Below are 13,208 nucleotides of genomic sequence, written 5' to 3' on the forward strand. Positions count from 1 at the left end.
CCCCACCCGTCAATACGTCAACTTCCGGCCAACGGCGGCCCGGCGGTACTGCTGCGCACCACCAGGCTCGTCGCCAGCTCCACCCGCGTGGCCGCCGGAGTCCCCTCCTCACGTGCCAGATCGAGCACCAGCTTGGCCGCCGCCTCGGCCATCTCGGTCAGCGGCTGCCGCACGGTCGTCAGCGGCGGCCCCACCCAGGGCGCGACGGGCAGATCGTCGAAGCCGACCACGCTCAGGTCCTCCGGGATCCTGAGCCCCAGCTCGCGCGCGGCCTCGTACAGTCCGAGCGCCTGGAGGTCGTTGCCGGCGAAGACGGCGGTCGGCCGGTCCGGGCGGCGCAGCAGCTCCAGACCCTGCCGGTAGCCGGCCTCGTGATGGAAGTCACCGTTCTTGATGAGCGCGGGGTCGACCGGCAGCCCGGCGGTCTCCAGGGCGGCCCGGTAGCCGTCGATGCGGGCGCGGCTGCACATCATCCGGGAGGGCCCACTGATCGCGCCGATCCGGGTGTGCCCGAGGTCGACGAGATGCCGGGTGGCGGCGAGCCCGCCCTGCCAGTTGGTGGCGCCGATGGAAGGCACGTCGGCACCGGGGTCGCCGGCCGGGTCCATGACGACGAACGGGATCGCCCGGCTGGTGAGCAGGGCGCGCTGGGACTCGTCGAGCCCGGACAGCACGAGGATCACCCCGTGCGGGCGTCGGGCGGCGACCTGGTCGGCCCAGGTCCGCCCGGGCGTGAGCCGCCCCGCGCTCTCGCTGAGCACCACGCTCAGCCCGGAGTCCCGGGCGACGTTCTCCACGCCCCGGATGACCTCCATGGCCCAGGCGCTCTCCAGTTCGTGGAAGACCAGGTCGATCAGGGGCGAACGGCTCGCCTCGGCCCGGCGGCGCCGGTAGCCGTGGGCGCGCAGCAGTTCCTCCACGCGGGTGCGGGTCGCCGGGGCGACGTCGGCGCGGCCGTTCAGCACCTTCGAAACAGTCGGCGCCGAGACGCCGGCCTCGCGGGCGATCTCGGCGAGCGTCGCGGTCTGCGACGAGCGGCCGGTTGCTGGGGCTGTCGCCCGGGATTCAGCGGGCTCCGGGGGTGTCATGGCGGCGATCGTATCCCTGCACGACCTCTTGACGAACCCTTCCGACCCGCCTAGGTTCCCAAAACATTCGGCATGCATATCGAAACATTCGTTAGGCGCATTCGATTAGGGACATTCGTGAGGGCCTTCACCCTGACAGGAGTTTCATGACCACCGCCCCCTGGCGTGACCGCGCCCTGCCCGCCGCCGCCCGCGTCGACGACCTCCTCTCCCGGATGACCCTTCAGGAGAAGACCGCCCAGCTGTACGGCGTGTGGGTGGGCGCCAGCACGGACGGCGAGGGAGTCGCGCCGCTCCAGCGAGAGATGACGGCCGACTTCAATGACGATGACTGGTCCGAGCTGATCTCCCACGGTCTCGGCCAGCTGACCCGCCCCTTCGGCACCGCCCCCGTGGACCCGGCGCTGGGCGCGCAGGCACTGGCCCGCGCCCAGCGCCGTATCACGGCGGCGGGCCGCTTCGGCATCCCGGCCCTCGCCCACGAGGAGTGCCTGGCCGGCTTCACAGCCTGGCAGGCCACCGCCTACCCGGTCCCGCTCGCCTGGGGTGCGAGCTTCGACCCGCCGCTCGTCGAGGAAATGGCCCGGGGCATCGGCCGGGACCTGCGCGCCGTCGGCGTCCACCAGGGCCTCGCCCCGGTCCTGGACGTCGTCCGCGACCCGCGCTGGGGACGGGTCGAGGAGACCGTCGGCGAGGACCCGTACCTCGTCGGCACGATCGGCGCCGCCTACGTCCGGGGCCTGGAGTCGGCCGGGATCGTCGCCACGCTCAAGCACTTCGCCGGGTACGCGTCCTCGGCGGGCGCCCGCAACCAGGCACCGGTACGGGCCGGCGTCCGGGAGCTCGCGGACGTGACCCTGCCGCCGTTCCAGATGGCGCTGCGCGAGGGCGGGGCGCGCTCGGTGATGGCGGCGTACAACGAGACGGACGGCGTCCCGGCCTCGGCGGACCCGGGCCTGCTGACCGGACTGCTGCGCGAGGAATGGGGCTTCACCGGCACGGTCGTCGCCGACTACTTCGGCATCGGCTTCCTCCAGAGCCAGCACCGGGTCGCCGGCTCGGAGGCGGAGGCCGCCCACGCGGCGCTCGCGGCCGGCCTGGACGTCGAACTGCCCACCCTGAAGTGCTACGGAAAACCGCTCCTGGACGCCGTACGGGCGGGCGCGATCCCCGAGGAGCTGATCGACCGGGCGGTCCGCCGGGTCCTGCTCCAGAAGTGCGAGCTGGGCCTCCTGGACGAGGACTGGACCCCCGAGCCGACCGGCCGGATCGACCTCGACTCGACGGCGAACCGCGCCCTGGCCCGCCGCCTCGCCGAGGAGTCGGTGGTCCTGCTGGACAACCCGGACGGTGTCCTCCCGCTGTCCCCGGACACGAGGATCGCGGTGGTGGGCCCAAGGGCGGCCGACGCCCTGGCGATGCTCGGCTGCTACTCCTTCCCGTCCCATGTCCTGACCCAGCACCCGGACATCCCGATGGGCATCGAGATCCCGACCGTCCTGGAGGCCCTGCGCGCCGAACTCCCCGACGCCAAGGTGACGTTCGCGGAGGGCTGCGACACCTCGGACCCCGACAGGTCCGGCTTCGCGGAGGCGGTGGCGCGGACGTCCGAGGCGGACGTGTGCGTGGCGGTCCTGGGCGACCGGGCGGGCCTGTTCGGCCGGGGCACATCGGGCGAGGGCTGCGATGTGACGGACCTACGGCTCCCCGGCGTACAGGGCGAACTGCTGGACACCCTGGTCGCCACCGGCGTACCCGTCGTCCTGGTGCTGCTGACCGGCCGGCCGTACGCGCTCGGCCGCTGGAACGGGCAACTGGCCGCCGCGGTGCAGGCGTTCTTCCCGGGCGAGGAGGGCGGTCCGGCGGTCGCGGGGGTGCTGTCCGGCCGCGTCAACCCCTCGGGCCGCCTCCCGGTGAGCGTCCCGCAGCTGCCGGGCGGCCAGCCCTGGACCTACCTCCAGCCGCCGCTGGGTCTCGCGGGCGAGGTCAGCAATCTGGACCCGACGCCGCTGTACGCGTTCGGGCACGGAAGGTCGTACACGTCGTTCGCCTGGGAATCCGATGCCGCCGACACGGAGATCGGCACGGACGGCTCCTACGACATGACCGTGACCGTCCGCAACACCGGTGACCGCGAGGGCTCCGAGGTCGTCCAGCTGTATCTGCACGACCCGGTGGCCTCGGTGACCCGGCCGGACGTCCGCCTGGTCGGCTACCAGCGCGTGGAGCTGGCCCCGGGAGCGGCGGCCCGGGTCTCCTTCCGCTTCCACACCGACCTGTCCTCCTTCACAGATCGTTCACTCCGGAGGGTCGTCGAACCGGGCATCCTGGAGATGCGGTTGGCGGCGTCCAGTACGGACGTACGGCACACGACCCGGCTGAACCTCACGGGGCCGGTAAGGGTGCTGGGCCCGGACCGTGTACTGCGCTGCGAGACGGAGGTGTCGGGACCGGCCTGACCTCCGCGCCTGGGGGAGGCTCACCATGGACAGATACGTCCACCATGAACTGCGGTCCGTGTACACCGCGTTGGCCGCTCTCGCCGTCGCTCTGGCGGTGACGGGCGGCGTGCGCGGTGCGCCGATGACGGCCTATGGGGCGGGACGGTTCGCCCTCGGCATGATCGCTTTCACGGTGGTGTTCACGCTGCTGGGCGCGACCCGGCTCAAGTGGGTCGGCGAGATACGGGACTTCGAAGCCGCGGTCCCCCTGGAGACGGCCCCGGCGGACGTCGTCTCCCTGCGCCGCCACCCCCTCAACTGGTGGCTCTTCACGGTGATGTCGGTCTCCACGCCCGTCCTCGCCATCGCCTGGGAACCGTGGATCGCCCTGCTCCCCCTGTGGCCGGCCCTCGCCTGGCTGGGCCAGGCCTGGGTGGCCGCCGACTGGGAGCGCAGGAACGGCAAGGTGCTGTGGCGGGGATACGACACGGACGCACCGTGGAAGCTGTCGTACTCCCCCGGCGGATCCCGCCGCGAGGCCCCCGCGGGGACCGCGTCGGTATAGGACCCGTCGCCCGTACCGGCGTCCGTCAGCCCGAGCCCACCGACTCGAACCGCCACCGGTGCACGGCCCGGCTCGCCAACTCCGCGTCCGGCTCGGGAAGTTCCGGCAGCTCGGCGTCCAGCCCCGCGTCCCACCACGTGATGACGAGCACCCGGTCCTGCGGTGCCCGGAAGGTCTCCCGGCGCAGCGGAACGCGGGGCAGCTCCTGCGCCCGCGCCCAGGCGAGCAGTTCCTCGCCCCGCCCGTCGACCGCCCGGGCCTCCCACATCAGCGCGACCGTCACGAGTAGAGGTTCTCCTTGCTGACCTCGTGCACATGGTCGTGGCCGGGGACATGCGGGTCCGTCACCGGCAGCGAGGAGTCCGCCGACAGGTCCCAGCTGGAGGCGGACCGGTTCCGGGCGACCATCTCCGCCCCCAGCGCGGCCACCATCGCCCCGTTGTCCGTGCACAGCTTCGGCCGCGGCACCCGCAGCCGGATCCCGGCCGCCTCGCACCGCTCCTGGGCCAGCACCCGCAGCCGGGAGTTGGCGGCGACACCGCCGCCGATCATCAGATGGTCGACGCCCTCGTCCTTGCAGGCGCGGACGGCCTTGCGGGTCAGCACGTCCACGACCGCCTCCTGGAAGGACGCCGCCACGTCCCGCACCGGCACCTCCTCACCGGCGGCCCGCTTGGCCTCGATCCAGCGGGCCACGGCGGTCTTCAGACCGGAGAAGGAGAAGTCGTACGCCGGGTCGCGAGGCCCGGTCAGCCCGCGCGGGAACGCGATCGCGCTCGGGTCGCCCTCCTTCGCGTACCGGTCGATGACCGGACCGCCGGGGAAGCCGAGGTTCAGCACGCGCGCGATCTTGTCGAAGGCCTCGCCCGCCGCGTCGTCGATGGTCGCGCCCATGGACCGCACATCGGAGGTGATGTCACTCGACAACAGCAGGGACGAATGGCCCCCGGACACCAGCAGCGCCATCGTCGGCTCGGGCAGCGCCCCGTGCTCCAGCTGGTCCACGCAGATGTGGGAGGCGAGGTGGTTGACGCCGTACAGCGGCTTGCCGAGCGCGTAGGCGTACGCCTTCGCCGCCGACACGCCGACCAGCAGCGCGCCCGCCAGCCCGGGACCGGCGGTCACCGCGATGCCGTCCAGGTCCTTCGCCGTGACACCGGCTTCCTTCAGCGCGCGCTCGATGGTCGGCACCATCGCCTCCAGGTGCGCACGCGAGGCGACCTCGGGCACGACCCCGCCGAAACGGGCGTGCTCGTCGACGCTGGAGGCGATCGCGTCCGCGAGCAGGGTGGTGCCGCGGACGATGCCGACGCCGGTCTCGTCGCAGGAGGTCTCGATGCCGAGGACGAGAGGTTCGTCAGTCATTGATCTCGGTTCCTTGTTCGGAGGTGGAACCCGCGGCGGAGCCGCCCTTGGATTCCGTGGTCAGTCGCATGACCAGGGCGTCGACGCTGCCGGGCTGGTAGTAGCCGCGCCGGAAGCCGATCGCCTCGAAGCCGTACCGCTCGTAGAGCTTCTGCGCGCGCACGTTGTCGATCCGGCACTCCAGCATCACTTCGGCGCACTCGAAGGCGGTGGCGGCACGCAGGAGTTCGGTCAGCAGCCGCCCGCCGAGTCCGGTGCCCCAGTAATCGCGGGCGACGGCGATGGTCTGCACGTCGGCGAGATCACCGGACGCGGCGAGCCCGGCGTATCCGACGAGCCGCCCACCGTCCTCGGCGACGACATAGCGCCGGGTCGCCGAGGCGCCGCGCGCATGGGCGAGCTCGGACCAGAACATGCCCCGCGACCAGGCGTCCTCGGGAAAGAGGTCCTTCTCCAGCACCAGTACGGGATCGATGTCCCACCAGCGCATCTCGCGCAGCACGGAGGTCACTTGGGGGTGACCACCTTGTAGTTCTTCGGCACCTGGGCGTCGGGCCGGCGCAGATACAGCGGCCGCGGGGCGGGGAGTTCCGTACCGGCGGCGAGTCTCTCGGCGGCGAGCGCGGCGAGCGCGGCGGCGGAGACATGCTCGGGCTCGCGCGCGACCGGGAAGGTGTCCGGGTAGAGCAGCGCCCCGGCTCCGACCGCGGGCAGACCCGCGACCTGCTCGGCGATGTCGGCGGGCCGGTCGACGGCCGGGTCGGTCAGCCGCGTACGGGAGTCGGCGTAGCGCGCCCAGTAGACCTCCTTGCGCCGGGCGTCGGTCGCCACGACGAAGGGGCCCTCCTCGATGTCGGCGGCGTAGGCGAGCCCGTCGAGCGTGCACACACCGTGCACGGGGACGCCGAGCGCGAGCCCGAAGGTGTCGGCGGTCATCAGTCCGACGCGCAGTCCGGTGTAGGGGCCGGGCCCGATGCCTACGACGATGCCGGTGACGGCGTCGAGTTTCAGCCCGGCCTCGGCGAGGACACGGTCGACGGCCGGCAGCAGCAGCTCGCCGTGCCGGCGCGCGTCCACCTGACTCGAGGAGGTGACGACGTCCGTACCGTCATGCAGCGCGACGGTCACGGCGGGGGTGGCGGTATCCAGAGCGAGCAAGAGCACGCAAACAGCCTACGGCTCCCGCGCCGCGCGTATCGCCGCCCCGGTCGCGGGCCCCCCGACTGCTAACGTCGCCGACGATCACGCCGTACGACAACGAGGTGGACGACCGTGTCAAGCACCAGCGCCGGGATTGTGACCGGGCTCACCACGGCGGCCCTGCTCACAGTGGGTGTCCTCGCCTACCAGGCCTCGGCGGGCGTCCCGGTCGCGCTCGGCACCGCGCACCGGAGCGGTGAGCCCGCGGCCGCCGCCTCGAAGGCGCCCCGCGACACCGTGCACCCCACCGCCCTGCCGGCCGGCTCCGGCAAGGGTGAACGGGTCGTGTACTCGGTGGACGACGACCGGGTCTGGCTGGTCCGCAAGGACGGCAGGGTCCAGCGCACCTTCAAGGTCACCGCGGGCACGGTCGACCCGCCCCCGGGCTCCTACTCCGTCACGTCCCGCTCGAACTCGGTCACCGGCACCGACGGCATCCCCATCGAGCACGTCGTCCGCTTCACCAGCGTCGACAGCGTCACGATCGGCTTCAGCGCGGCAGTCGACGGCTCGGTACCGGAGAACGACCCCACGGCGAAAACGGGCGGCATCCGCGAGTCCCGCCGGGACGGCGACGCGATGTGGGACTTCGCGACGATCGGCCAACGGGTCGTAGTGATCCGCTGAGCGAGGGCGCGCCCCTTCAGGGGCGCGGGGCTGTATCGCTATGCGGCTCCGCCGCGCGGGCGCGACCGGCCACAACGGCGCCGCGGACGAACAACGGGCCTCAGGCTGCTTTTCGCCGCTCCGCCCCACGCGGCCGTAGCGCTTCCCGGTCAGGCAACCGCGGCGGCGTGGAAATCACGTTCGCCGCAGCACAGGCCGCCAGCAAGTCCCGCATGGGAACCGGCACCGCGGACACCACACGCGGCGCCGCCTCGTCTCGTTCCGTGGCCGCCATGGACGCCTCCTGAGCACCGGGGGCGGACGTAGTTAGGTAGACCTAACTACGAACTGGATACCATGTGACCACGCACACGACCGCAAATGCAATAACTTGCCGACGTCTTGTCGGAATATTCATCCACCGATGCTCAAGCGGGGCAGCGCGCGCAGGCTCAGGCGGTCAGCGCACCGAGGTCGGCGGTGGCCCAGCGCTCTCCGAGCCCGGTCAGCGTCACGTGCCGCACCTCGTCGGTGGTGTCCCCGACGGCACGGTGGATCCACACCTGGAGCCGCTCGTCGGTGAGCTCCTCGACCTTGCCCTCGCCCCACTCCACGACGATCACCGAGTCGGACAGCGAGACATCGAGATCGAGGTCCTCCATCTCGTCGAGCCCGCCGCCCAGGCGGTACGCGTCGACGTGGACGAGCGGCGGACCGCCACCGAGGGAGGGGTGCACCCGGGCGATCACGAAGGTCGGGGACGTGACGGCACCCCGCACGCCCAGCCCCTCGCCCAGTCCCCGGGTCAGCGTCGTCTTGCCCGCCCCGAGCTCGCCGCTGAGCATCACGAGATCCCCGGCGCGCAGCAGCTTGGCCAGCTTCAGGCCCAGCTCACGCATCTGCTCGGGGGAGGTGACGGTCAGTTCGGTCTCAACCGGGTTGTGCGGTGCTGCTGGTGCTTCCATAGCCACCCACGGTAGCTCCTGCCGGCACGGCACCCGCGCGGGTGAGGAGGTCCGCGATGCGGTCGGTGACCACTTCCGGGTGTTCCAGCATCACCAGGTGCCCGGCGTCCGGCACGAGCACCAGTTCGGCGTCCGGCAGCAGCCCGGCGATGGCCTCGCTGTGCTCGCTGGGCGTGACGAGGTCCCCGATCCCGGCCAGCACGAGCACCGGGAGGTCCATGAAGTGGGCGAGCGCCTCGGTCTTGTCGTGGTCGGTGAACGCCGGATAGAACTCGGCGACCACGTCGATCGGCGTCCCCTCGATCATCCGCTCGGCGAACCGGGCGACGGCCGGGTCCACGTCCCGGCTCGCGAACGAGTACCGCTTGATGATCCCCGTGAACAGATCGGCGGTGGCCTGCCGGCCCTTCTCCACCAGATCGGCCCGCTGCCCCAGCGCCTTCAGCACCCCGGGCAGAATCCGGCGTACGGCATTCACTCCCGCGACGGGCAGCCCGAAGTTGACCTCGCCGAGCCGCCCCGACGACGTGCCGACGAGGGCGACGGCGACCACCCGCTCACGGATGAGTTCGGGAAACGCGTCGGCGAGCGCCATGACGGTCATCCCGCCCATGGAGTGCCCCACGAGCACGATCGGTCCCTCGGGCGCGGCGGCGTCGATGACGGCCTTCAGATCGCGCCCCAACTCGTCGATGCTGACCGGCACATCGTCCTGCACCTGCTGCACCCCGCGCCCGGACCGGCCGTGGCTGCGCTGGTCCCAGTGGACGGTCCGCACGACCCCGCGCAGTGCGGCCCGCTGGAAGTGCCAGGAGTCCTGGCTGAGGCAGTAGCCGTGGCTGAAGACGACGGTGACGGGCAGCGGGGCCTTGCGTCCGAAGAGCCGGCGCCGGCGCGGGGCGGACCCGCCCTCCGGCTCCACGTCGTCGACCTCGTAGTACAGCTCGGTGCCGTCGTCGGCGTACGCCTTGCCGGGCATCCCGCGCAGCGAGCCGTAGGGCCCGGCGGAGTCGAGCGCGAGCCGCGCCTTCTTCCGCATACCGCGCCCGACGGTCATCCGCTCGAGGGCGACACCGGCGGCCGCTCCCGCCGCGACCACGCCTATCGCGGCACCCGCGATCCCGGTCGCCCTGCGCCAGTTCCCGGCCGCCCCCGTGGCGGAGACCACGGCTACGACAGCCTCCGCGCTGCTCTCGCTCACGTACCGCTCCTCTTCGCCGGACTGCTGGACCACCACTTGCTGCTGGGTCGGTTACCCCGGTTGTCCCTCATTCACATAGACGCGGGGAACGCGGCTTCCGATCCGGGTGACGATTTCGTACGCGATGGTCCCGGCCGCCTGGGCCCAGTCCTCGGCGGTGGGCTCACCGCGGTCGCCGGGTCCGAAGAGGATCGCCTCGGAGCCGGTCTCGGGCTCGTCGCCGCCGAGGTCGACGACGAACTGGTCCATGGCGATCCGTCCCGCGACGGTCCGCCACTTGCCGGCGACGAGGACGGGTCCGGTGCCGGAGGCGTGGCGCGGGACGCCGTCCGCGTAGCCGACGGGCACCAGTGCGAGGGTGGTCGCGCCGGGGGTGACGTAGTGATGTCCGTAGCTGACGCCGTGCCCGCCCGGGACCCGCTTGACCAGCGCCACCGACGCGCTCAGCGTCATCACCGGGCGCAGCCCGAAGTCGGCCGGGCTGCCGAGCTCGGGGCTCGGGGAGATGCCGTAGACGGCGACGCCGGTCCGCACGAGGTCGAAGTGGGTCTCGGGAAGGGTGAGCGTGGCCGGTGAGTTGGCGATGTGCCGCACCTCGGGCCGGACGCCGGCCTGTTCGGCGTACGACACCATCTCGCGGAACAGGGTGAGCTGGGCGGCGATGGAGGGATGGCCGGGTTCGTCGGCGCAGGCGAAGTGCGACCAGAGTCCGGTGACGCGCAGGAGGCCTTCCTCCTCGGCCCGCAGGGCGTGGGCGACCAGTTCGGCCCAGTCGTCCCCCGGCTGGCATCCGTTCCGCCCCAGGCCGGTGTCGGCCTTGAGCTGCACGCGCGCGGGGATGCCGGCCTCCCGGGCGGCCGCGACGACCTCGTCCAGGGCCCACATCCCGCTGACGGAGACGTCGAGGTCCGCCTCGACGGCCTCCCGCCAGGGTCCGCCGGGGGTCCAGAGCCAGCACATGACGCGGACGTCGCGCAGGCCCGCGCGCCGCAGCTCGAGGGCCTCCTCGGGCGTCGCTGTGCCCAGCCAGGTCGCCCCCGCCTCGACGGCCGCGCGGGCGCACGGCACCGCCCCGTGGCCGTACGCGTCGGACTTGACCACGGCCATCAGGGCCGCGCCCGGCGCGAGGGCGCGCAGGGCCCGCACATTGGCCCGCAGGGCGGCCAGGTCGATCTCGGCGCGGGCGCGCAGGGGCGCGCTCCGCGGGGCAGGTGTCTCACTCATGGCGCCCCCAGTCTCTCAGAGGGGTCCGACAGTCCCCGCGGACGCCTACGCTCCGGGTCGCCGTCCCCAGGAATAGACCCGGTCGCCCTTCTTCAGCACACCCCACAGCTTGCGCGCGTCCCCGATCCGCAGATTGACGCAGCCCATGGAGCCGACGGTGGTGAAGATGCTGCCGTAGACGGCGTGGAAGGCCTGTCCGCCGCTGAAGAACTGCGCGTAGGGCATGGGCTGGTGGTAGAGCGTGGACACATGGTTCTTGTGCTTCCAGTAGATCTTGAACCAGCCCGTACGGGTCTTGTACCCGGCCCGTCCGCTCCGCATGGGCACCGGCCCGAAGACGACCTTCTCGCCCTTCTGCACCCAGGTGATCTGCCGGTCGAGATCGACGCAGGCGACGCGGTAGGTGCGGACCGGGCACTTCTTGGCGGCGTTGGGGTTCTTCTTCGCGGACAGGTACTGCATCCGGGACCAGGTGACCGGCCCCGCGAACCCGATGGCGGGCTTGATCTTCTGCTTGACCTGGAAATCCCGGATGGCCTTGCAGTCGGCCTTCGACTGCTTCCCGTCCACCTTCAGCTTCAGCCACCGCTCGACCTGCCGCTGATAGGGCCCGCGGGACGTGGTGCACGAGACCCGGGCGACGGCGTCGGCGAGCGGCACGTACTCGACCAGGTCGTACGCCCCCGGAGCGGCCTGCGCCGGCTCGACGGCGTCCTCCTGGGCGCTGGGCTCGTACACCTGCGGCGCGAGGGCCTGGTCGGGGCTGTCGATCTGCCAGGGCTGGTACTCGCCGGGGACGAGTTCGGCCTCGGAGCCGGGGGCGGGGGGCGGGGGTGCGGCGGAGGCGGTTCCGGCGGGCAGCACGGTGGCGGCCACGAGGAGCGCCGTGACGCCCCGGCGGGCGATATGTCTGCTGATCATGCGATCAGCGAAACGTGGGCCCCGCGAGGACAGGGGGTACCACGCGGGGAGGTCACTCGTACGTACGCAGCCCCGGTCACCCGGCCCGGACGTCCCTCCAGGCCCCCCGGATCCCGTCCGCCACGTCATGCGCTCCCACCGGCGCCCCGTCGGCAGCGAACCGCCCCGCGAGCCCGTGCAGATACGCCGCCGTACTTCCCGCGTCCACCGCGCGGAGCCCGGCCGCGAGCAGCGATCCCGCCAGGCCCGACAGCACGTCCCCGCTCCCCGCCGTGGCCAGCCACGCGGTCCCCGTCGGGTTCACCCGCACCGCCCCGCCCCCGGAGTCCGCGACCAAGGTCGTCGACCCCTTGAGCAGCACCGTCGCCCCGTACCGCCCCGCCAGCTCCCGTACGGACTCCAGCCGGGCCTCCTCGACCGACTCCCGCGTCACCCCGAGCAGCGCCGCCGCCTCCCCGGCGTGCGGCGTCATCAGCGTCGGCGCGCGGCGCCCCCGCACGGCACCGGCGTCCGCCAGCCGCAGCCCGTCCGCGTCGAGCAGCACCGGCACGTCCGCGGCCAGCACCTCGGCCACGCTCGCCGCGTCGTCCCCCGCCCCGGGCCCGACGACCCACGCCTGCACCCGCCCCGCCCGTTTCGGCCCCTGGTCCGACACGAGCGTCTCGGGAAACCGGGCGATGACGGCGTCCCCGGCGGGCCCGACGTAGCGCACCGCCCCCGCGCCGCCCCGCAACGCGCCCGCGACGGCGAGCACGGCCGCGCCCGGATAGCGGGCGGAGCCGGCGGCGATCCCCACGACCCCTCGCCGGTACTTGTCGCTCTCCCCCGTCGGCACCGGCAGCAGCCGGGCCACATCCGCGTGCTGCAGCGCCTCCAGCTCCGCCTCGGCGGGCAGCGCCAGCCCGATGTCCACGAGCCGCACGGACCCGGCGTACTCCCGGGCCGGGTCCACGAGCAGCCCCGGCTTGTGCGTGCCGAAGGTGACGGTGAGGTCGGCGCGGATCGCGGCCCCGCGTACCTCCCCCGTGTCGGCGTCGACGCCGCTGGGCAGGTCGACGGCGACGACTGCGGCGCGCGACCCCTCGGCCACCGGGGCGAGCCGGGCCGCGTCCGGCCGCAGTCCGCCCTTCCCTCCGATGCCGACAATGCCGTCGAGGACGAGGTCGGCCCGCGGGATCAGGTCCTCGGCCCCTTCGACGCCCGTCACCGTGCCCCCGGCCCGCCGCAGCGCCGCGAGCCCGGCGGCGTGGGCCCGCTCCGGCGTGAGCAGCACCGCGGTGACGCCGGCGCCCCGCCGCGCGAGCCGGGCCCCGGCGTACAGGGCGTCCCCGCCGTTGTCACCGCTGCCGACCAGCAGCACGACCCGGCTGCCGTACACCCGCCCCAGCAGGTCGGCGCAGGCGGCGGCGAGTCCGGCGGCCGCCCGCTGCATCAACGCTCCCTCCGGCAGCCGTGCCATGAGCTCCCGCTCGGCCGCCCTGACCGTCTCCACGCTGTACGCAGTACGCATGGGTCCGAGTCTCCCCCGAGCGTGACGAACCTCGCCGCAGCCATTGACGCTTTACCGCGCCTTTGCCAAAATCCCCCCTCCCCACGGCATGAATCGATTCAGTCGAATTGGTTCGACACACA

The 13,208-nt window shown here is 72.8% G+C and carries 13 protein-coding genes; 3 read left to right on the forward strand and 10 right to left on the reverse strand.

The window, feature by feature from the left end:
* Positions 1-17 precede the first annotated feature (17 nt).
* Complete coding sequence (locus ACIOHP_RS02575) at positions 18-1,088, reverse strand: LacI family DNA-binding transcriptional regulator (RefSeq protein ID WP_361480958.1); 1,071 nt, start codon at positions 1,086-1,088, stop codon at positions 18-20.
* 146 nt (positions 1,089-1,234) lie between these two features.
* Between ACIOHP_RS02575 and ACIOHP_RS02580 the strand changes: the two genes are divergently transcribed.
* A complete protein-coding gene (locus ACIOHP_RS02580) occupies positions 1,235-3,547 on the forward strand; it encodes a glycoside hydrolase family 3 N-terminal domain-containing protein (RefSeq protein ID WP_401882646.1) in 2,313 nt (770 codons plus the stop codon).
* Between the two features lie 25 nt (positions 3,548-3,572).
* The gene (locus tag ACIOHP_RS02585; protein ID WP_401882648.1) at positions 3,573-4,094 is read left to right on the forward strand and encodes a hypothetical protein; all 522 of its coding nucleotides are present in this window, start codon (positions 3,573-3,575) and stop codon (positions 4,092-4,094) included.
* 25 nt (positions 4,095-4,119) lie between these two features.
* Here ACIOHP_RS02585 and ACIOHP_RS02590 read toward each other — a convergent pair whose 3' ends face one another.
* The 4 genes from ACIOHP_RS02590 to tsaB are packed head-to-tail and all read right to left on the reverse strand — an operon-like array spanning position 4,120 to position 6,623.
* The gene (locus ACIOHP_RS02590) at positions 4,120-4,377 is read right to left on the reverse strand and encodes a hypothetical protein (RefSeq protein ID WP_401882651.1); all 258 of its coding nucleotides are present in this window, start codon (positions 4,375-4,377) and stop codon (positions 4,120-4,122) included.
* Entirely contained in the window at positions 4,374-5,459 is a 1,086-nt protein-coding gene (gene tsaD / locus ACIOHP_RS02595) for a tRNA (adenosine(37)-N6)-threonylcarbamoyltransferase complex transferase subunit TsaD (RefSeq protein WP_401882653.1), read from the reverse strand. Before tsaD ends, ACIOHP_RS02590 begins: the two co-directional genes overlap by 4 nt.
* Positions 5,452-5,949, reverse strand: coding sequence for a ribosomal protein S18-alanine N-acetyltransferase (rimI, locus tag ACIOHP_RS02600; protein WP_361551069.1), 498 nt, complete (start codon positions 5,947-5,949; stop codon positions 5,452-5,454). The genes tsaD and rimI overlap by 8 nt, the downstream gene beginning before the upstream one ends.
* Positions 5,950-5,966: 17 nt before the next feature.
* On the reverse strand, positions 5,967-6,623 hold the full coding sequence (gene tsaB, locus ACIOHP_RS02605; protein WP_361550740.1) for a tRNA (adenosine(37)-N6)-threonylcarbamoyltransferase complex dimerization subunit type 1 TsaB: 657 nt from the start codon (positions 6,621-6,623) through the stop codon (positions 5,967-5,969).
* A gap of 108 nt (positions 6,624-6,731) precedes the next feature.
* On the opposite strand from tsaB, the gene ACIOHP_RS02610 reads away from it, so the two are divergent.
* A complete protein-coding gene (locus tag ACIOHP_RS02610) occupies positions 6,732-7,286 on the forward strand; it encodes a hypothetical protein (protein ID WP_401882656.1) in 555 nt (184 codons plus the stop codon).
* Between the two features lie 431 nt (positions 7,287-7,717).
* On the opposite strand, the gene tsaE is transcribed toward ACIOHP_RS02610, so the two are convergent.
* From tsaE to ACIOHP_RS02635, 5 genes are all read right to left on the reverse strand, one after another.
* Complete coding sequence (tsaE, locus tag ACIOHP_RS02615) at positions 7,718-8,230, reverse strand: tRNA (adenosine(37)-N6)-threonylcarbamoyltransferase complex ATPase subunit type 1 TsaE (protein ID WP_361480976.1); 513 nt, start codon at positions 8,228-8,230, stop codon at positions 7,718-7,720.
* Entirely contained in the window at positions 8,196-9,431 is a 1,236-nt protein-coding gene (locus ACIOHP_RS02620) for an alpha/beta fold hydrolase (RefSeq protein ID WP_401882659.1), read from the reverse strand. The genes tsaE and ACIOHP_RS02620 overlap by 35 nt, the downstream gene beginning before the upstream one ends.
* Positions 9,432-9,482: 51 nt before the next feature.
* Complete coding sequence (alr, locus tag ACIOHP_RS02625) at positions 9,483-10,655, reverse strand: alanine racemase (protein ID WP_401882662.1); 1,173 nt, start codon at positions 10,653-10,655, stop codon at positions 9,483-9,485.
* 45 nt (positions 10,656-10,700) lie between these two features.
* The gene (locus ACIOHP_RS02630) at positions 10,701-11,576 is read right to left on the reverse strand and encodes a L,D-transpeptidase family protein (protein WP_401882665.1); all 876 of its coding nucleotides are present in this window, start codon (positions 11,574-11,576) and stop codon (positions 10,701-10,703) included.
* A 76-nt stretch (positions 11,577-11,652) separates the two neighbouring features.
* Complete coding sequence (locus ACIOHP_RS02635; protein ID WP_401882667.1) at positions 11,653-13,086, reverse strand: NAD(P)H-hydrate dehydratase; 1,434 nt, start codon at positions 13,084-13,086, stop codon at positions 11,653-11,655.
* Between the last annotated feature and the right edge of the window lie 122 nt (positions 13,087-13,208).

This window comes from Streptomyces sp. NPDC087859 (assembly GCF_044742595.1).
Lineage (GTDB): Bacteria > Actinomycetota > Actinomycetes > Streptomycetales > Streptomycetaceae > Streptomyces > Streptomyces canus_F.

Coding starts and splice junctions, on each gene's coding strand:
- tsaE (WP_361480976.1), bottom strand. CDS start 8,230: ATGGAAGCACCAGCAGCACCGCACAACCCGGTTGAGACCGAACTGACC.
- tsaD (WP_401882653.1), bottom strand. CDS start 5,459: ATGACTGACGAACCTCTCGTCCTCGGCATCGAGACCTCCTGCGACGAG.
- ACIOHP_RS02585 (WP_401882648.1), top strand. CDS start 3,573: ATGGACAGATACGTCCACCATGAACTGCGGTCCGTGTACACCGCGTTG.
- alr (WP_401882662.1), bottom strand. CDS start 10,655: ATGAGTGAGACACCTGCCCCGCGGAGCGCGCCCCTGCGCGCCCGCGCC.
- ACIOHP_RS02575 (WP_361480958.1), bottom strand. CDS start 1,088: ATGACACCCCCGGAGCCCGCTGAATCCCGGGCGACAGCCCCAGCAACC.
- ACIOHP_RS02635 (WP_401882667.1), bottom strand. CDS start 13,086: ATGCGTACTGCGTACAGCGTGGAGACGGTCAGGGCGGCCGAGCGGGAG.
- rimI (WP_361551069.1), bottom strand. CDS start 5,949: ATGCGCTGGTGGGACATCGATCCCGTACTGGTGCTGGAGAAGGACCTC.
- ACIOHP_RS02630 (WP_401882665.1), bottom strand. CDS start 11,576: ATGATCAGCAGACATATCGCCCGCCGGGGCGTCACGGCGCTCCTCGTG.
- ACIOHP_RS02580 (WP_401882646.1), top strand. CDS start 1,235: ATGACCACCGCCCCCTGGCGTGACCGCGCCCTGCCCGCCGCCGCCCGC.